The organism is Scytonema sp. UIC 10036 (genome assembly GCF_009725235.1).
Genome location: NZ_WJFC01000068.1, coordinates 22,107 through 39,859 on the forward strand (window position 1 = coordinate 22,107; position 17,753 = coordinate 39,859).

General features: G+C 43.4%; 17 protein-coding genes. 9 read left to right on the forward strand and 8 right to left on the reverse strand.

Features of this window, described 5'->3' with window-relative positions:
* Window positions 1-148 precede the first annotated feature (148 nt).
* Window positions 149-2,179: an elongation factor G gene (gene fusA, locus F7734_RS28255; protein WP_155747918.1), complete on the reverse strand. Its 2,031-nt coding sequence runs from the start codon at window positions 2,177-2,179 to the stop codon at window positions 149-151.
* A 315-nt stretch (window positions 2,180-2,494) separates the two neighbouring features.
* On the opposite strand from fusA, the gene F7734_RS28260 reads away from it, so the two are divergent.
* Together F7734_RS28260 and F7734_RS28265 are read left to right on the forward strand one after the other, a co-directional pair.
* Entirely contained in the window at window positions 2,495-3,034 is a 540-nt protein-coding gene (locus tag F7734_RS28260) for a retropepsin-like aspartic protease (protein ID WP_155747919.1), read from the forward strand.
* 410 nt (window positions 3,035-3,444) lie between these two features.
* A complete protein-coding gene (locus F7734_RS28265; protein ID WP_155747920.1) occupies window positions 3,445-3,696 on the forward strand; it encodes a hypothetical protein in 252 nt (83 codons plus the stop codon).
* Between the two features lie 22 nt (window positions 3,697-3,718).
* Here F7734_RS28265 and F7734_RS28270 read toward each other — a convergent pair whose 3' ends face one another.
* Entirely contained in the window at window positions 3,719-5,602 is a 1,884-nt protein-coding gene (locus F7734_RS28270) for a TAXI family TRAP transporter solute-binding subunit (protein ID WP_166482210.1), read from the reverse strand.
* 118 nt (window positions 5,603-5,720) lie between these two features.
* On the opposite strand from F7734_RS28270, the gene F7734_RS28275 reads away from it, so the two are divergent.
* Complete coding sequence (locus F7734_RS28275) at window positions 5,721-5,948, forward strand: hypothetical protein (protein ID WP_155747922.1); 228 nt, start codon at window positions 5,721-5,723, stop codon at window positions 5,946-5,948.
* A 172-nt stretch (window positions 5,949-6,120) separates the two neighbouring features.
* On the opposite strand, the gene F7734_RS28280 is transcribed toward F7734_RS28275, so the two are convergent.
* From F7734_RS28280 to F7734_RS28300, 5 genes are all read right to left on the reverse strand, one after another.
* Window positions 6,121-6,351 carry a hypothetical protein gene (locus F7734_RS28280; protein WP_155747923.1) on the reverse strand — a complete coding sequence of 77 codons (231 nt, stop codon included), beginning with the start codon at window positions 6,349-6,351 and terminating at the stop codon, window positions 6,121-6,123.
* Between the two features lie 142 nt (window positions 6,352-6,493).
* Entirely contained in the window at window positions 6,494-7,030 is a 537-nt protein-coding gene (locus F7734_RS28285; protein ID WP_155747924.1) for a hypothetical protein, read from the reverse strand.
* Window positions 6,978-8,135, reverse strand: a complete 1,158-nt coding sequence (locus F7734_RS28290) for a hypothetical protein (protein ID WP_155747925.1) — start codon at window positions 8,133-8,135, stop codon at window positions 6,978-6,980. Before F7734_RS28290 ends, F7734_RS28285 begins: the two co-directional genes overlap by 53 nt.
* A 15-nt stretch (window positions 8,136-8,150) precedes the next feature.
* Complete coding sequence (locus tag F7734_RS28295; protein ID WP_155747926.1) at window positions 8,151-8,369, reverse strand: hypothetical protein; 219 nt, start codon at window positions 8,367-8,369, stop codon at window positions 8,151-8,153.
* 94 nt (window positions 8,370-8,463) lie between these two features.
* Window positions 8,464-9,006 carry a PadR family transcriptional regulator gene (locus F7734_RS28300; RefSeq protein WP_155747927.1) on the reverse strand — a complete coding sequence of 181 codons (543 nt, stop codon included), beginning with the start codon at window positions 9,004-9,006 and terminating at the stop codon, window positions 8,464-8,466.
* A 114-nt stretch (window positions 9,007-9,120) separates the two neighbouring features.
* On the opposite strand from F7734_RS28300, the gene F7734_RS28305 reads away from it, so the two are divergent.
* From F7734_RS28305 to F7734_RS28320, 4 genes are all read left to right on the forward strand, one after another.
* On the forward strand, window positions 9,121-10,017 hold the full coding sequence (locus tag F7734_RS28305) for a pirin family protein (RefSeq protein ID WP_166482211.1): 897 nt from the start codon (window positions 9,121-9,123) through the stop codon (window positions 10,015-10,017).
* Entirely contained in the window at window positions 10,010-10,411 is a 402-nt protein-coding gene (locus F7734_RS28310) for a hypothetical protein (RefSeq protein ID WP_155747928.1), read from the forward strand. The genes F7734_RS28305 and F7734_RS28310 overlap by 8 nt, the downstream gene beginning before the upstream one ends.
* 121 nt (window positions 10,412-10,532) lie before the next feature.
* Entirely contained in the window at window positions 10,533-12,296 is a 1,764-nt protein-coding gene (ggt, locus tag F7734_RS28315; RefSeq protein WP_166482212.1) for a gamma-glutamyltransferase, read from the forward strand.
* A gap of 578 nt (window positions 12,297-12,874) precedes the next feature.
* Window positions 12,875-13,963, forward strand: a complete 1,089-nt coding sequence (locus tag F7734_RS28320) for a hypothetical protein (RefSeq protein ID WP_155747929.1) — start codon at window positions 12,875-12,877, stop codon at window positions 13,961-13,963.
* A gap of 192 nt (window positions 13,964-14,155) precedes the next feature.
* Here F7734_RS28320 and pbpC read toward each other — a convergent pair whose 3' ends face one another.
* The gene (gene pbpC, locus F7734_RS28325; RefSeq protein ID WP_155747930.1) at window positions 14,156-16,588 is read right to left on the reverse strand and encodes a penicillin-binding protein 1C; all 2,433 of its coding nucleotides are present in this window, start codon (window positions 16,586-16,588) and stop codon (window positions 14,156-14,158) included.
* A gap of 173 nt (window positions 16,589-16,761) precedes the next feature.
* On the opposite strand from pbpC, the gene F7734_RS28330 reads away from it, so the two are divergent.
* Together F7734_RS28330 and F7734_RS28335 are read left to right on the forward strand one after the other, a co-directional pair.
* Window positions 16,762-17,244 carry an adenosine-specific kinase gene (locus F7734_RS28330; protein ID WP_166482213.1) on the forward strand — a complete coding sequence of 161 codons (483 nt, stop codon included), beginning with the start codon at window positions 16,762-16,764 and terminating at the stop codon, window positions 17,242-17,244.
* A gap of 47 nt (window positions 17,245-17,291) precedes the next feature.
* Window positions 17,292-17,699, forward strand: a complete 408-nt coding sequence (locus F7734_RS28335) for a hypothetical protein (protein ID WP_243147135.1) — start codon at window positions 17,292-17,294, stop codon at window positions 17,697-17,699.
* Window positions 17,700-17,753: the final 54 nt, after the last annotated feature.

Sequence of the window (17,753 nt, forward strand, 5' to 3'; positions counted from 1 at the left end):
GAAAATCACGGCTTCTTCTGTCATTTATAACGTAAACAGAAAAACCTTTTTACCTTGTTTACAAATTTCGCTATACGGGAGGCGGAGCCTCCCGGAAGGCATTCCCAGGCTCCGCCTGGGAACGAGGTAGGGGGATCTATTATGAAATTTAAATTTGACGACGGTAGCAGGCAAACTCCATTGAAAAGGTTGCCATACCAGAAGTCAGCGATCGCAACGCTGTAGAATAGCCAAACATTTTCTCCAAGGGAACTTCAGCCCGAATAACCGATTCGCCTTGCATGGTTTGAGAACCCAACAGCAAACCACGACGGGATGAAAGATCGCCCTGGACTCTTCCCACAAATTCGTTAGGTGTTTCCACCTCTACAAGCATAATGGGTTCGAGCATAGCAGGCTTTGCTTGGGCAAAAGCTTGCTCAAATGCTTGATGCGCCGCCGAGCGGAACGCAAATTCCGAAGAATCCACAGGGTGATAGGAACCTCCTTCCAAAACCACTTTCACCCCAGTGACGGGATAACCTTCCAACAATCCCGATAGCATTGCTTCTTTGAAACCTTTTTCACAAGCCGGAATGTATTCCTTGGGAATTGCTCCGCCAACAACCTTATTTTCAAACACAAACGGTTCATCTGAAGGTTCAATTCTCCCAGTGACATGGGCAAATTGACCGGAACCGCCTGATTGTTTTTTGAGTCGGTAGTCGAAACTAGCTCGTTGCAAGATGGTTTCTCGGTAAGCGACTGCAGGTTGTCCCACGTAGACTTCAGCATTGTATTCGCGCTTGATGCGCTCAACGTAGATTTCTAGATGGAGTTCTCCCATACCAGAAATGAGAGTGTTATTTGATTCTGGATCTACGCTGACTCGGAATGTGGGGTCTTCCCGTTGGAAACGGTGCAGTGCTTTCGCAAGACGATCGCTATCTTCTTGTTTCTTGGGAGTAATTGCCAGAGTCATGACTGCTTCTGGAACAAACATCCCTTCCAAAGAAACTGGCATTTCTTCAGAACATAAGGTATCCCCAGAGGCGCAGTCAACACCTAATAGGGCAACAATATCCCCAGCGACAGCATCTTTGACTTCTTCTCGTTTGTTAGCATGCATCTTAACCATACGACCAATTTGCACTCGCTTTTCTGTTCGGGGGTTGTAAACAGTATCACCGGGTTTTAAAGTGCCTGAGTAAATGCGAATGTAGGTTAATTGTCCAAAAGACTCTACTGTTAGCTTGAATGCTAGGGCGACTAATGGACTGTCAGGGTTGGAGTAGATGGGGATTTGAGGTTGGGAATTTGGTTCGTTTGGGCGCTGAAGCGCAACTACAAACCTATCTACAGGAGAAGGAAGGTAAAGGGTGACTGCATCCAATAAGTTTTGCACTCCTTTGTTTTTGAAGGCAGAACCGAGTAGCACTGGGACTAGTTCCAGTCTCAGGGTTGCTTGTCGAATGGTTTCCCAAATCAGTTCTTTAGGAACTTCTTCATCTTCTAGTAGCATGGCTGTCATTGGTTCTGAGAACAATGACAAAGCATCTAGCATTTTTTCCCTTGCTTGTTGTGCTTCATTTTGATGCGTGACAGGAATTGAGCTTTTTACCCAGTTCTCTCCATTTTCGCCCTCATAATAATTTGCTGTCATTTCCACTAGGTCAATGACTCCCTGAAATTGGTCTTCGCAACCAATTGGGTACTGAAATAACACCGCATTCAACTTAAGGCGATCGCGCATTGCTTGCACAACACGGAAAGGGTTTGCGCCAGCCCTATCCATTTTGTTAATGAATGCCAAACGCGGAACTCGATACCGCTTCATTTGACGGTCTACTGTAATCGACTGTGACTGCACACCTGCTACAGCACAAAGCACCATCACTGCTCCATCCAATACCCGCAAGGCACGTTCAACTTCTATCGTAAAATCCACGTGTCCCGGTGTATCAATAAGATTTATTTCTGTTTCTTTCCACTGACAGGTGGTAGCAGCTGAAGTGATAGTAATACCATGTTCTTTTTCTAACTCCATGAAGTCCATAGTGGCACCCTTGCCACCGCCACGCACTTCCTCAATATTATGGATTCTGCCAGTATAAAATAGAATTCGCTCCGACAACGTGGTTTTACCAGAATCTATGTGGGCAGAAATACCAATATTGCGGACGCGTTCTCGGGGTTTCATAGACTTCCTTTTTGATAAATGAACAAATATCTACTTAATACTACATTTATAATACAAGTTTGTAAAGAGCCACCAATCACTGTTGACCACCTCGTTGTTTGCCACCTCGTTCCCAGGCGGAGCCTGGGAATGCCTTACCGGAGGCTCCGCCTCCTATCCTGTAAGCGAGGCGGAGCCTCGCCATCTGCATTCCCAGGTAGAACCTGGGAACGAGAGAAACTGGTCACTGGTCACTGGTCACTGCTCGCTGTTTGTTTCCCCGCTTGTCTGGGTAAATTAGTTGTAAGCAGGTTAACTGAGGATTGGGAGAATTGGATGAAAAGGGTTTCAGGTCGATGGATAAAAACTATTGCATTAGTTTCCATGTTGATGTTTTTGGCATCCTCAGAGAGAATAACTGCTCAAGACATGGGAGCCTGTTATATGGTAACGACTTCTGGTAGAGCCATAAGTTTGGGAAAATTATGCGGTGTTACACCATCAGATAAAGGAGTGTTTCGGATTCCCATCAAACGCCGTATGGGAAAAACGCCAATTGTGGACGTTACATTTAATGGCAATAAAACTTTTGAAATGATTGTTGATACGGGTGCCAGCATAACTCTAATCACCTCAAACATGGCAAATACTCTCAAGCTCAAACCTACAGGTACTATGCAAGCAGAAATTGCTGATGGTAGCCAAGTCAAATTCCCTATCAGTCAAGTTAACTCCATTGCTGTTGGTGGAGCTGTGGTGAATAATGTTGAGGTTGCGATCGCCCCAAAAGCAGGTATTGGACTGTTAGGTCATAATTTCTTTGATAACTATGATGTCAAAATTTTAGGAAATGTTATCGAATTTTCACAGCGTTAAAAGTGCCCGGTCATACTGTTTATAACGTTATGCTACAACAAAAGCCTTCTACATAGTCTATAGAAGGTCGCTCTGTCAATCATCCTTATGGGTTACTTATTTGGTATCTGTGGATATCAGAATAATACTCTTGTTAGAAGTATTTACTGTAACGGTCAAAGTCTTATCTTGTATGCTTTAATAAAAATTAAGCTAATTTTAAATCAAGATAGCTGTTTCCTGCCATAATACCTGTGATAATTGATTCTTGCCTTAAGTTGTGAATTGTTAAATGCTTAACAGGTTCCTCGTCTTAGGTAAACATTCTTGAAAACATGAATGAGTTACTCTTATCAGTGCTTACACTGATACTTTTTAGAGTCAATCGCTAATATAACAGGAACCTACGAAACGAACTAGGAGGAGAAGCAATGATTGTATTAGTGCAGAATCATCTTCAAACATATATAGCTACAAAAGTATACAATCAATCTGAAGTTTCGCTAGCTCTAGAGCCTATAGAATTTGGTGGAACTAACGATATTAGTCAGATTTATCAAACGACTGGGCTGTTTTTCTTAGTCTTCCTGTTAATTAACTATCTTTTGGCTAAATTCTTACACAGAAGGCAATGGGAACAACAAAAGTCGATAGAAAACATTGAGATGTTAAAAAAGCATTGAAACTCAAAAAGAGCAAAGCTTTTTACATCGGTATGCGATCGGCATCACCCGTTGCAATCTGCCATACTACCCTAAATGACTGGAACGACTCTTGTGAAATCCTCTCCTCAACCAAAGCATTAACGGCTCGTTTGAAAATACTGTCTAAGTCTCGCCGAATTTCCAAATGTTCGGTTTCGAGAAATTGCTCGAACTGAGATTCTTCTGACAAAGTTTGTCGTGTGTCTTTAGGAGCTAAGGCATTTCGGAGAGTTGCGTCTAAATTACTTTTAAGCGTTGCAGTTTGAGTTTTTTGATTATCTACGGATATCAATTCAAACGACTTTGTCTGCCAGTTACTTACAAAGGGTAACCATCGGTTTTGCAAACGTTTTTGTCGATATCCATCCCAAAGCTCTGTTGCTCTTTCAGAAATGGTATGGAGAAGTTCTTCTGTTGCTTGTTCGGGAATTTTCTCTATGGCATTCACAACTTTTCGTAAAGTTTTGCTGAAAGATTTTAACGAATCACTAGAAATCAAGTTTTGACTGCGATCGATCTCAGCAGATTTTTTCTCAATTAAAATTTTTGCCGTTTTCTCAATTATGACTTCACTAAATTTTTTTAATTGCTTGGTATTGTTTGAGTTATAAGCTCTTAAATATTCAGCAACTCCATGAACACATTCTGAAGCATCCATCAAAGCAGTCACTTCCCTAATATAGTCATCAGCTTTATTTTTTCGTGCTTGTTCGCGCTGTTTTAACCATAATAAGATCCCTGATATAACAGGAATTGCAAGACCCAAAATTCCTTGTAAAACCTGTATTGTTCCTGAATTTTCCTCCAACCAAGAGGGCTTCTCGCGATCGTAATATGCTTGTGCGCCTTCATGAATGGGGAGACCAACTCCTTTAAATTTGTTGGGAGGACTAATATTAGCAGCTAATGGGAATTCCTTAACTAATTCCTGTTGATGTTCGTATAAAATCTGAGTCAGGGCTTGAATTTCTTTTGGAGAAACATCCTTACGTGCCAAAAGCAATCTTTGAACACTGAGTGTTTTCACTTTTTGCTTTTGATAGTCGGGAACATTGTCAGGTCCGTCATTGGGAATTGGATTTTTTCCACCCTGGTAAGCTCCTTCTGGGATTTCTACTTCTTCCAAATAAGGATTTTGGATTTTTATTGCAGCTGCTTGATCGATTGATACTAACCGTGCTTTGCATTCTCTATCTTTCAGAAGTTCGCGGATATTTTGATTGCCTATAGCACGGACAAAGAAGACTGCATCCACTGTTTTGTCGTCACATAAGGCTTTTTTTAAGTCTGTGTCTTTTTCACCGACTTCTATCATTGTGACTAAGTTTTTTTCTTTTGTTATCAAACCATAGTGTTGCATGAGAAAAGCAAAAGATTTAATTTGACCCCCTTTTTTAGGTGGTAGTGCAATTCTCTTATTCTCTAAATCTGAAACGCTTTTGATGTTAGAACTGTCATCTCTGACAACTAACTGGTACATATCTGGAAACAACAAGGAAACAACTTCAGCTTGCTCTAGCAGTACTAAAGAATCTACACGCACAGTCTTCTGATTCCCTAACTGTATATTAGGGAAATCTCTCATTACCAAAATATCTGCTTGTGCTGTTGCTAACTGCGCTTCGTTTTTCTCTAATTTTTCCAAATTTTCTTCAGTTCCTTGAGGGGTCGGATCTTTGATGAGAGTAATACAAACTTTTTTATCTCCCTCAGAATACTTCTCTACTAAGTTTTTTATCTTCTCTGCAAAGAAATAACTGTCCCCTCCTTGCAAACCAGCTGCCATCTTGAGACAGCGATCGCTCTTAAAGGAGCCTAGTATAGCAGTACTTAAAACAATCAGTCCAACACCAAATGGAACAACGAACCATATGGGACGCTTCATTTGTTTTCCTTTGTTGGTAAAAATATCAAAACTTAAGGCTGGATTACAGCAGTTTTCAAATAAATGAACCATACTATGCTCTTGTGGTACGGACGTCCTCGCCCGTGCATTAAAGAGGATGGGTGGCAATACTGCTCGGTTAAGAGAAATTGTAGGTTGGGTTGAGCGACAGCGAAACCCAACAAATGCCGATAAATGTTGGGTTTCGTTCCTCAACCCAACCTACGTAATTGCGTGTTTTTATGCAAAACCTACGCAGTATTGGGATGGGTGGGATGTTGCTTCCAACCCAGATATAGTCAATAAGTACTACCACTTAGAATTAGTAAATTTCGGAAACGTATAGAAAAATTTGTTGGAGATTCCTAATAAGCTTTTGTGCTTGAGCATATACAGAAAGACGGGCGTCCTCGCCCGTCCCACAAGAGTTAAGTTGACTCTCGGCTGTGAAAGTTATACAGTTATAAAACTGACCATAAATACGTATGATCTTTAGAACCTCACTTCCGAGATCGGGGTCAGCTTTCAAGTTTGTCTCTCAGTGACGGTGTTAAAATCATTAATCCTCTGACTACTTCTTCAGGGGTTGCTGTACCATTAGTGATACGTTTGACAGTTTCCATCACCTCTAACGCTAAATTTTCTGGAATTCCCGATCGCATTAGCCGCTTTAATTCTAAAACGTCTACTCCTTTTTCTAATCCTTCGAGATACTCTTCTACACTTACTCCTAAGTCTTCAATCTCCATTTTTCTTGAATCTTATTGAATAAAAAACTTGGCAATCATTATATCTTGATGTTGGTATGATTTTGTAGAACTGTGAAAGTTAGATTTGACAAAAGGCTTCTTGACAAAAGTTGCCTAATGAAAAAGATTGCCATTTAGTATATTAGGAGCCTTGGTCATCAACCCATCTAGGTAATGTTACCTCACCTTTTGCGTCTTTCACTAACCATTTAACATCCGAGGGAATTTCCTGTAAAATTCTTAAATCATCTATGAAATCTCGACTTTCTCCTATATTTAATACTCCGCATCTCTCTATAGATTCTGGCTGTTTAAGTGCTTGTTCAACACGCCTTTCCAAACAATTTTTATCTTCAACAGAATCCACGCAAAAAATCAAGTTTAATCCGCACAATACCTCTTGAAAGTCAGGTCTGGCGTTAGCAGCATCGTTAATATCTTGTTTTTTGAGCCGCTTAAATTTTCTTAATAATGTTATGGACTTGGGATGTGGATCTGACTCTGAGAATTTTAACATTCCTATGGCAATTTTGACTCCTAAATGTTGTGTTGGCTCAGTCTCGCCAATAAGAGAAAGTAGCAGCCTATAAACTTTGTATTTTTCATTCTCGTTAGCAAGGGTTAGTTTAGTACCTTGTTCTTCCTCTAGCCATTGACGGTTGACTGGAATTCCCATCATTGAAGAACTTGAAGTCGAGTTTAACTGTATGAATGGAATTGTCTAAATCGCCAGTTATGTAAACTACATCATCTGCAAGTGCAACTCCTGTCATGTTGTAAGGTGGTGGTCCACTTGAAAAACCTGGAAGACCAATTGGTAAATTTTGTTTTAGCGTTATGCTTTTCCTGGTATTGATATCAATAGCTTTGACACTTTGTGTACCAACTTCAGCAACAACTGCTATTCCCTTGGGGTGGTAAGCTACTCCCTCTGGAGAGGATAAGTTTTCTGCAAGGACTTGACGCTCTCCAGTCATCACGTCGATCTGCGAAAGTTTATTGCCCAAAGATTCTGTAACTAAAACAGTAGAGCCATCCAATTGAGCCAAACCTGTTGGGCAAGATAAATTTTCTGTAACTATACGTCGGTTAACACCAGTTTCATCCAAGATTTGAACAATATGACCCAGAGCACAATCAGCTACCAAAATACTACCATCTGAAAGTTCAATCGCATCGTAGGGTGCGCCGAAGCCAGTGTAAGTGTTTAGTACATCTCCAGTTTCTCGGTTTAGTCGTTGCACTGTATTAGCAAACCAACTGCTAGCGATCGCGTGAGCGTCATTGACAGAAACGGTTAAGGGATATTGTAGGGGCATTGCAAAAGTACGTAAAGTCTGCCTTATATGTCCGGTTTCTTTATCTAGAAATCGGAAGGAGAAGGTATCAGCAACATAGAGAATGTTATCATAGATGGCAATTCCACCTGGTGCTGTGAGTCCTCCACTTTGGACAACTTTTCGGATGCTACCAGTTTCTGTATTGACTTCAGTAATATCACTATCTATGTTATTAGTAACATACAATAGATCGGTGGAATCAAAGGCTAAATTATCTGTTCCTGGTTGCAACCGGACAATTGGCTCACTCTGACCCGTTATCGTGTTTATTCGCAGAATTTGACCTGTTGCAATATCTAGCGCAAATAGTTCACCTTTGGAATTAAACTTGACAGCAATTGGAGTCACCAAGCCCGAAGTAACTTGTTCGCTAACGCCAGTATCAACATTAATTTTAACGATTTTTCCCGCAAACTGGTCGGGGCGGTTAGTAGAAGTACCCACAACCAGGGCTTATTTTTAAAAGCTTTCATCGTTAGTCCTATTGATTCTTGAGCATTGCATCAAGATTGTCTCACGGTCATACGCGATCGCCTGCCCTTTTTGAGTGATACTAAAGTGGAGTTGAGAGTCGAGAGGTAAGGAGAATGCTTGTGCAAGTGTGCGTTCGGGGGTCACAGGCTCCAGCACAGCATTTACCTCTGGTGTGCCCTCGCTCCAAAACTCCCCGTTAACCATGAGGTTAGCAAAATTGAAGGGAACAGTTGCGGCTCCCAGTACTGGGGTTCAATGTTGGGTTTCGTTCCTCAACCCAACCTACGTAATACCTGTATTACATTTTAATCTGGCGGATGGTCTTAATTGCCATGTCTAACCAATCAATATAGGTTTGCTCTTGTCTTAGCACGAGTTCCAGTACTAACCTTTGCATCATCTGTTGGCGATCGCTGGAGAGGTTGCCAAGCGGTGGCAGATCGATCGCTTTACATTCTTCTAGTTTTTCACACCGCGCTGTTCGTTGTTGCTCTAACAGTTTAATGATGGCATCATTCGGTAACTGAGCGGCAAAAAACATCTGAATGAGTAAGATATCTCGCACAGTTGGTAAGGGTTGCGGTTCTTGAAGCCATCTTGTTAATTCCGCTTTTCCTGCTTCTGTCAAACGGTAAACTTTGCGATTCGGGCGATCGCGTTGAATCTCAACCCTACAGTTAATCCAACCCCGTTCTTCCAGTTTGTCCAAAGTTCTGTAAATCTGTGCTTGGTCAGCTTGCCACAAATGGGCAATGGTGCGATCAAAGCAGCTTGTTTTGAGGTCATAGCCCGTCATCTCTTCTTGTTGAAGCAGACCCATAATTGCGTGTGCCAAGGACATGATACGGTTTTCCGAATAATAATGTTCGCTTAATTACACTGTCATGACCTATATATGCTTGCGCTAATATATGATTAATCATATATAAAGTATAGTACTTTAAAGGAGGACTGCGTGACTACCTTACACCTCAGCAAAGAACGGCGAACGGTTGCAGGGATCATCAGCAGCGTCGAGACGCTGGAGGGTGAGGGCATCCTTGTGCGCCGTCCCTTTCCAAAAAGTACTTTTTCAGATTTCGATCCATTTTTACTTTTAGATGAATTAGGACCTGTTGAGGTTGCGCCAGGTCAAGCTAAGGGAGCACCCAATCATCCTCATCGAGGTTTTGAGACAGTGACCTACTTGTTAAAGGGTCGTTTGGAACATAAGGATTCGCTGGGACATACTGGAACGCTCAATCCAGGTGATGTGCAGTGGATGACAGCAGGATCTGGTATCGTTCACTCAGAAATGCCGGAACGGGAGTTTGCTCGCACTGGTGGTCGGTTGCACGCGCTACAGTTATGGGTAAATTTGCCGCAGCGCAGTAAGTTGATACCTCCTCGCTATCAAGAAATTTCTGCCGAACGCATTCCTACAGTCCAATCGGACGACGGGTTGGTAACAGTAAAAATCATAGCGGGAAGTGCGTTCGGTGTCAGTGCTGCCATTGAAACGCAAACGCCCATTATGTACTTGCACCTCATACTCCAACCAGGTGCAACAGTCGTTCAGCCCGTGCCGAGAGATTATAATGCCTTTGCCTATGTACTTGAAGGTGAAGGAGCATTCGGTGCAGATTCTGAACGGGGTGAGGATGGAAAGATGGTTCTTTTTGCCCAAGATGGGGAAGAGGTCGCGATCGCAAATTCATCAGCAGAAGTACCACTAGAGGTATTGCTGATTGGCGGAGTGCCTTTGAATGAACCAGTTGTTCGCTACGGACCGTTTGTAATGAACACCGAAGCTGAAATCGAGACAGCATTTGCAGATTATCGTAACGGAAGGATGGGTACCATTAATGTCTGACACACTTTTACAACCAACACTTCAACGTTTGTCCCTTCTGCGTGGCAAACTGCTCGACTTACACAAAATCTTGCTTGATGGAGAACGCACGACCTACGAGCAAGTCCGTGGGCGGGTTTCTAGAGGAGAACTGCTACAGCTCCTAATTTCTAACGAGCAATTTGCTTGGTTGCGTAACATCTCCATGTTGGTAGTAGAGATCGATGAAACTTTGAATGCAGATGAACCAGTCACCCTAGAAGATGCTCAAAGTTTGCTTGATAGTGCTCGCCAGCTGCTGACACCTGCAGAGGATGGTAATACATTTGAGAAAAAGTACTACAATGCTCTCCAGCGCGAACCTGATGTTGCACTAGCACACGCAGAGATAACACAGATTCTTGCTCAGAAGTAATACCATTTTGGGAGCGTAGATTTTGTGGAAAATTGAGCCAGTTACTTGCGGTGAGAGGGTTAATTGACAGCTTCTATGGTCTAATGGTACTTGGAAAAGTACACAAACCAAGGTATTATCTGTGGTCATAGCACGTAAAGTTCGCTGGCGTATTAGTTTGCTGGCTCTTGCCGTCGGAACCGCCCTCTTGCACCCTACGTTGGCGCGTACACAAGATGCACCCGAGGCAAGTAGTGGTCGCATTGAGCGCGAAGCTGTTATCACTCAGAAGTATATGGCAGTAGCAGCTAACCCTCTAGCATCTGCAGCAGGTAGTAAAATTCTCCGCGCTGGAGGAAGTGCTGTTGATGCGGCGATCGCGATCCAATTAGTACTTGGCTTGGTTGAGCCACAGTCTTCTGGACTTGGTGGAGGGGCATTCTTAGTTTACTACGATGCCAAAGCTAAACAACTTCGTACCTATGACGGTAGGGAAACTGCACCAGCAGCAGCTCAACCAGATCGTTTTCTGGATGCAGATGGCAAACCGCTACAGTTCTATGATGCTGTTGTTGGCGGAAAATCTGTAGGCGTGCCTGGGGCAGTCAGAATGCTAGAAATGGCACACAAGAAGCATGGCAAGTTACCTTGGAAGCAACTTTTTCGACCAGCGATCGAACTGGCTGAACAAGGCTTCCCCCTCTCACCACGCTTGTACACTCTACTGAGCATAGAACAGTATCTCCAGCGTACTCCCGCAGCTAGAAACTACTTCTTTCAACCAGATGGCACTCCCAAGCCCGTCGGCACCATACTTGTCAATCAACCTTACGCCCAAGTACTGCGCCAAATTGCCAAACGAGGTGCTGATGCCTTTTACGAGGGTGAAATTGCTAAAGATATCGTTGCCACAGTGCAACAGGCAGACATACCAGGCGACTTAACAACCACCGATCTGACAACCTACCAAGCAATAGAACGACCACCAGTGTGTGGAGTTTACCGAGTTTATAAGGTTTGCGGTATGGGAGCTCCTAGCTCTGGGGGTCTGACTGTGTTACAAATTCTAGGCATCCTCGAAAACTTTAACTTGGCAAGCTTGAAGCCAGCTTCATTAGAGGCAGTCCATCTCTTCTCTGAAGCTGGACGGCTTGCCTATGCCGATCGCGGATTTTACATAGCCGATCCAGATTTTGTGTCAGTGCCATCCAACGAATTAATCGACCCAGAATACCTCAAGCGCCGTGCAGCACTCATCAGTCTTGAACGTGCTTTGACTGAAGCCCAACCTGGTGAGCTACCTCTACAGGCTGCGTTTGTGGGAGGAAAAGACGATTCACCAGAGTTTCCCTCTACCAGCCATATTGCAATTGTCGATCGCTACGGAAACGCGGTGTCCATGACTACCAGTATTGAAGATGCTTTTGGCTCAAGATTACTGGTGCGAGGTTTCTTGCTCAACAATGAACTCACAGATTTCTCTTTTTCTCCCACAACAAGTGATGGCAAGCCTGTCGCTAATCGCGTAGAACCTGGAAAGCGCCCCAGAAGCTCAATGGCTCCTATGATGGTATTTGACCAAAATGGCAAACTACTCATGGTGGTTGGCTCTGCTGGCGGTGCAAGAATTATCAACTTCGTTGCCAAGGCTCTGGTTGCTGCTTTGGACTGGAAACTTGATAGTCAGCAAGCAGTAGCATTGCCAAATTTCGGTAATCGCAATGGTCCAACAGAATTGGAGGCAGGCACTGCAAATGTTGCCGATCTCAAGCTTGGTTTAGAAGCACTCGGTCATTCGGTACAAGTTGTAGAGCAAACGAGTGGTTCCCATGCCATTACCCTGACCGATATGGGTTTGGTTGGCGGCGCAGATCCCCGTCGCGAAGGAGAAGCTACAGGCGAATAAGCGTTAACAACAGTTAACAAAAAATCTAGTTAAATCAGATCGAATCTACTCAATTAGGTGATATGATAGATGTCGAGTTGACTTGAAAAAGTTCCGTGCTAAAAGATTTTCAGGTCAAGCGTTGCAAGAATCGATTAAGCAAGCTTTTTTAGAGTAGGAAAAATCGGTGACTTTTACCGTAATTCGGGAACGCTTTTAGCTCGTGTTTAACCAAATACTAAATTTGAGAAGCAGATATCTCAAGTTTTGACCCTATACGGATTGTAGGTTTGTCCAATGACCTTGTTTGGGAGGGTACTGCACTCGTAAACGGATACTAAAAATCTTACCAAAAGGTAAAAGACAGTAATTAGAGGAGAGTCAAGGCAAGTCTCCCAACACATACCTTCTAGCTGGCTGACGAGATCGGATACGTGTAGGTTTAGTGAATCCGGTTTGGCAACGCTTGTTTTGCACTTGGGGAGTGCCGCAAACACTCCCTTGATGAAAGGGTTGTGTCACCCTAGGCGACATTCTTTTTCGATCTGTGTCAAAATAACAGGAGTTGATTATCAATCAATCACAGTGTATATCAAGAGATGAGCCAAACACAACAAATCATTCCCACTGTGCGCCCTTGCAAAATCGACAGCGCCACAGCAACCACTCCGGTAGATTTGGTAGTCGTTATCGATACCAGCCCTTCAATGAAAGATGAAGCGAACGACCTTAGCAATGCTGCAGCCGACGCTATTGCTAGCGCCTCTTCTAGCTGTCCAAGCGATTTGAGAGTCATTTGGCTTGGAATCGAAGGGACTTGGAAAGGGACAAATTTTCAACGCACAGTACGGGATTATCTCTTGAGTGAGTGCCAAGTTTCCAAGGGAGATCTGCGAGCCAGAAAGCGAGGACAATTAGCTGATGCGGGAGCGCAGGAAGATGCAGCTCGAACTGTAGAAGATATCTCAACTCATTTTGATTGGCGACCGGGTGCAGCTCGAGCGATTTTCTATTTGGGAGATGAAGCCCTCGAAGCAGGAGGAGATAGAACCGAAGAGAAAGATATTATCGCTGCAAATAAGGCGATCGCAAAAGCTCAGCAGGCAGGAGTGAAGGTTCATACTTATTTTGGTACCACCAAGAGCAAGTTTAAAGATAGTTTGGAGCAAGAATACGCCAGATTAGCTAAAGAAACAGGCGGACAAGCGTTTAGCGATCGCGATTCTATTGGTGGTTTTACAGAAATTCTTCAAAAGATAATTTGCAATAGCCTTCCAGTTGGGATTCAGTTAGAGATTCAGCAGCCGCTACCATGTTTCGAGTTAAGGAGTAATGGTCAGCCATTTGCAACGCAGGGAGCGGAAACTATTGCGATCGTAGCATCTAACTGTTACTCAAATGTTACCTTCAGAAGTTTAACCGCCGTTTTATCGGTAGTGCGAACCGATGGAACTCCCATTCTCAATTTAGCCGATGGAACGCCAGCTGTTACGATTAAACCATCCACAGAAATAGCCTTTGGTGACTTACTTCCTATTGGCTCTCATAACTCTGAATCTTCTGGAGAACTATTGAGGGAAGTAGTTGTAGAAACCAATAGTCCTAGTAGTGCAGACTATACGCTGAAAATTGAATACTCCTATCACGCAGAGTTTGATTTTAAAGGTGGCGATGACTTTGCCTTATGAATTTCTAATAAAACAACATAAATCTGTAGGGCTGTCACCTCGTTCCCAGCCTCTGGCTGGGAATGACTTACGGGAGGCTCCGCCTCCTTCTGTACTCTACCACAGAGTGCGAGGCGGAGCCTCGCGACCTGCATTCCCAGGCTGAGCCTGGGAACGAGAAAAACGAGAAAACCTAAGATTGAACAATCGGGCTTAGTTGACTGAAAACCCCCGACGTGTAGGCTTAATAGTAGCAAACTCTACTTGAAAAGTTATGCGATCGCTCATTCCACCACTGCTTGCTTCCAACACCCATTGACCGGCACGCAGATTCCAAAAGACAGAACCAGAAGAATCAGTCGCTAGCTTTTCACCATTCAACCACCACTCTACAGGTGCTTTTGATATCCCTGCTAATTTAAACTCCAGTCTTTGTTTTGCTTCATCACCTGGATGCAGCAAGAACAAATCACCCTGATGAGGAGATACAATCTTGAGCTTGCTTGAAGTCAACCCAGATTGCTCTTGCTTTGCCAACCAATCATCATATTCCTCGGACAATTGAAATTGGTTTTGGCGCTGGTAGTCTTGGACGTTTTCTGGATAAAAATATTCTTGTACCACTGAAGAACAATCTGGAGTTGGTTTTAACCCAGAAACAGCACAGATAGGGAGTCGTACCATACCTACTGGAGGAGTAAAACCAGCAGGTTCTTGCTTCTGATGCAGGTGTAACATAATTCGGTTCCATAATGGTGCTGCACCAGTCACACCAGAAACCTGACGCATGGGATCGCCATCGAAATTACCTACCCAAGTCGCTACAGTGTAGTCAGTCGTAAATCCAACCGTCCAAGTGTCGCGAAAATTAGAAGAAGTACCAGTTTTCACAGCAGTCGGAAACGGTAAATTCAGGACTGAATCAACACCAAATGCAGTTGCACGCGCATGGCGATCGCTTAACATATCTGTTATGAGTTGCCATGTTGTGGGATTTTGGATTTTAGATTTTGGATTTTGGATTGAGGAATGAGAAGTTGTGGGATTTTGGATTTTAGATTTTGGATTTTGGATTGAGGAATTAGAAGTTGTGGGATTTTGGATTTTGGATTTTGGATTTTGGATTGAAAAATTAGAAAATGTAGTGAGTAGCGGCGTAACTTCTCCTTGAGATGCCATAGTAACGTAAGCACGAGCTAATTCCCACAAACTGACTTCGCCACTACCCAAAGTTAACCCCAGCCCATAGTACTCTGGCGACTGGGTGAGGTGTTCAAAGCCCAGTTGGTGAAGACGATTGAGAAAAGTTGGCACACCCACCTTTTCTAACGCCCGTATCGCTGGAATATTCAAAGAATTCGCCAAAGCGACACGCACCCGCACAGGCCCTAAAAAACTTTTGTTATAATCCGTGGGGCTGTAAAGTTTTGCTCCAGGAATTGCGTAGTGTGCGGGTACATCTGCCAGGATGGTATTGGGGCGGATGACACCTTTTTCCAAAGCCAACTCATACAGAAATGGTTTGAGGGTAGAACCGGGTTGACGCAGTGCTTGTACTCCATCATTGCGTCCTAGTTTAGCTTCATTGAAGTAGTCAGGCGATCCGACATAAGCCAAAACTTCTCCAGTGTGGTTGTCAATGACTAAAGCAGCTGCATGATGAACGTTGTTGTTAGCAAGGGTAGAAATAACCTGCTGCACTTGTGCTTCTACAAACTGCTGTAAAGGAAGGTCTATAGTGGTTAGGATTGGATGATATTCCCACTCCTGCTTGTCCTGACGCTCTGGAGTTGGGCGGCTCTGAGCAGATAACCAAAACAAAAAGTGAGGTGCAGCAATAATTCCCCGTTGACGAGATTGAAACACAATTTCTTCAGTGTATGCTTGTTTTGCTTGAGAGGGAGTGATATACCCGTCTTGTTCCATACGATGAAGGACATATTTCTGGCGCTGCTTCAAACGTGGATAATGCTGAAGTGGATCGAAGTAAGTGGGATTATTCGGAATAGCAGCAAGGAGGCTTGCTTGAGCAAGATTGATGTCACTCGCTGGTATGGAAAAATAGGTACGGGCAGCTGCTTCCACTCCATAAATATTCCCTCCCATTGGGAGACGATTGATATATGCAGAAAGAATTTCGTCTTTACTCATTCCTGCTGTTAAGCGCCAGGAAAGCCAAATTTCTTGAATTTTGCCTGAGAAAGTACGAGGGGCGGGATTTAGCATCCGTGCTAACTGCATGGTCACTGTAGAAGCACCGGAAACAATCTTTCTGGTGTATATTGCATCTTTAATTGCACGGGCTGCAGCTTTTAAATCCAACGCTCCATGATGATAAAAGTCTCCATCTTCTGCAGCTAAAATCGCTTGAATAAAAAGAGGAGAAACTTGATTCAATGGTACTACGGATGTATGTTCTTGGTCGCGAGTCAATAATGTTCCTAAAGGTAGCCCATTTCGATCGACAAATTCAAGTGCTAGTTGTTGTTGAGCAATATCAGTAGAGCGAACGGGTATCAAATATGGCATGAACCGTACTGTTACGGTTATCAGTAGCAACGCTAGGATAACTTTGCAAGTTCGGCGATTCCACTGATGCCACAGTTTCTTTTTAAAATAGATAAGCGATCGCGAAGCCAGTTTCATCTACATATCCCTTGCAAAGAAAGAAGTACCATTGATTGTTGCTCAACTTCTGACATTAACTGCGCGATCGTTTTCTCTAACTTTCTTCACTTTATTCCTCACAAATTCCTCAAATCATTTTTATAATTTAAAAGTAGATTGCTTCTGAAAAATTCATAAAGGAAAGCGCGGTTGTGGAAATCAAGTCGGTTACCTTAGAAATTCCGGAGGGCTGTAATATTGTCATCGGTCACAGCCATTTTATCAAGACTGTTGAAGACTTGCATGAGATTATGGTGGGAATCTCAGCACAAGTCAAATTTGGTCTTGCTTTTTGTGAGGCGTCGGGACCTTGCCTTATCCGAGTTTCGGGAAACGACGAACTTCTACAAGAAGTGGCGATGAAGAATGCTCAAGAGATCGCATCTGGACACAGTTTCGTCATTTTAATGAAACAAGCATATCCTATCAACTTTCTCAACGCTATCAAACAATGTCCAGAGGTTTGTACTATCCATTGCGCTACTGCCAATCCGGTGGAAGTCATTGTTGTGGAAACCCAACAAGGACGAGGGATTATTGGGGTTGTCGATGGGTTTTCTCCAAAGGGTGTGGAAAGCACCGAACAAGCTACAGATCGTCGGGCATTTTTGCGCCAGATTGGCTATAAGCTTTAGCTTGAAAATAGGGAGTCGGGAGTGGGGAGTAGGGGGAAGAAATACTTATGGTGTCGGACATAGTTAATAGTGACGACTCCACACATTCCCCTGATTACAGGGTGAATGTGGGCTTCTTAAGAAATATTGATGCAAGAGATGGCTCGACCAAATCTGGTTCAGAATTATCCTCTGGTAGGAGAACTCGCAACAAACAAAAAAATGGTGAAAACCTCAGAGCTTACCGTCAACGCAAAATCTCAAAAGGGCAACGGCGAATTAAAAAATCCCGTTACCGATACCAACCCAAGGACTTAGTTCAATTTGAAGGGAAAGTGTATGAAGTTGTTGGAATGCAAAACTTAGGCACTGGTGTTAAATTAAAAAACTATCCTGGTATTAAAAATAAGGTGGTTAACGTTAATAAAGTCTATTCAATTAAAAGGAGATCTGGTTTATGCCAAATCGTGCCGTAATTGGCAATTCCTCAATGCCTACGGCACGAGTAGCGCGAACGACTTCACTCCCGC

What these genes read in the sequence shown, in the direction of transcription:
- fusA (WP_155747918.1), bottom strand. Translation starts at nt 2,179, where the DNA reads ATGAAACCCCGAGAACGCGTCCGCAATATTGGTATTTCTGCCCACATA.
- F7734_RS28260 (WP_155747919.1), top strand. Translation starts at nt 2,495, where the DNA reads ATGAAAAGGGTTTCAGGTCGATGGATAAAAACTATTGCATTAGTTTCC.
- F7734_RS28265 (WP_155747920.1), top strand. Translation starts at nt 3,445, where the DNA reads ATGATTGTATTAGTGCAGAATCATCTTCAAACATATATAGCTACAAAA.
- F7734_RS28270 (WP_166482210.1), bottom strand. Translation starts at nt 5,602, where the DNA reads ATGAAGCGTCCCATATGGTTCGTTGTTCCATTTGGTGTTGGACTGATT.
- F7734_RS28275 (WP_155747922.1), top strand. Translation starts at nt 5,721, where the DNA reads ATGGGTGGCAATACTGCTCGGTTAAGAGAAATTGTAGGTTGGGTTGAG.
- F7734_RS28280 (WP_155747923.1), bottom strand. Translation starts at nt 6,351, where the DNA reads ATGGAGATTGAAGACTTAGGAGTAAGTGTAGAAGAGTATCTCGAAGGA.
- F7734_RS28285 (WP_155747924.1), bottom strand. Translation starts at nt 7,030, where the DNA reads ATGATGGGAATTCCAGTCAACCGTCAATGGCTAGAGGAAGAACAAGGT.
- F7734_RS28295 (WP_155747926.1), bottom strand. Translation starts at nt 8,369, where the DNA reads ATGGTTAACGGGGAGTTTTGGAGCGAGGGCACACCAGAGGTAAATGCT.
- F7734_RS28300 (WP_155747927.1), bottom strand. Translation starts at nt 9,006, where the DNA reads ATGTCCTTGGCACACGCAATTATGGGTCTGCTTCAACAAGAAGAGATG.
- F7734_RS28310 (WP_155747928.1), top strand. Translation starts at nt 10,010, where the DNA reads ATGTCTGACACACTTTTACAACCAACACTTCAACGTTTGTCCCTTCTG.
- F7734_RS28320 (WP_155747929.1), top strand. Translation starts at nt 12,875, where the DNA reads ATGAGCCAAACACAACAAATCATTCCCACTGTGCGCCCTTGCAAAATC.
- pbpC (WP_155747930.1), bottom strand. Translation starts at nt 16,588, where the DNA reads ATGAAACTGGCTTCGCGATCGCTTATCTATTTTAAAAAGAAACTGTGG.
- F7734_RS28335 (WP_243147135.1), top strand. Translation starts at nt 17,292, where the DNA reads ATGGTGTCGGACATAGTTAATAGTGACGACTCCACACATTCCCCTGAT.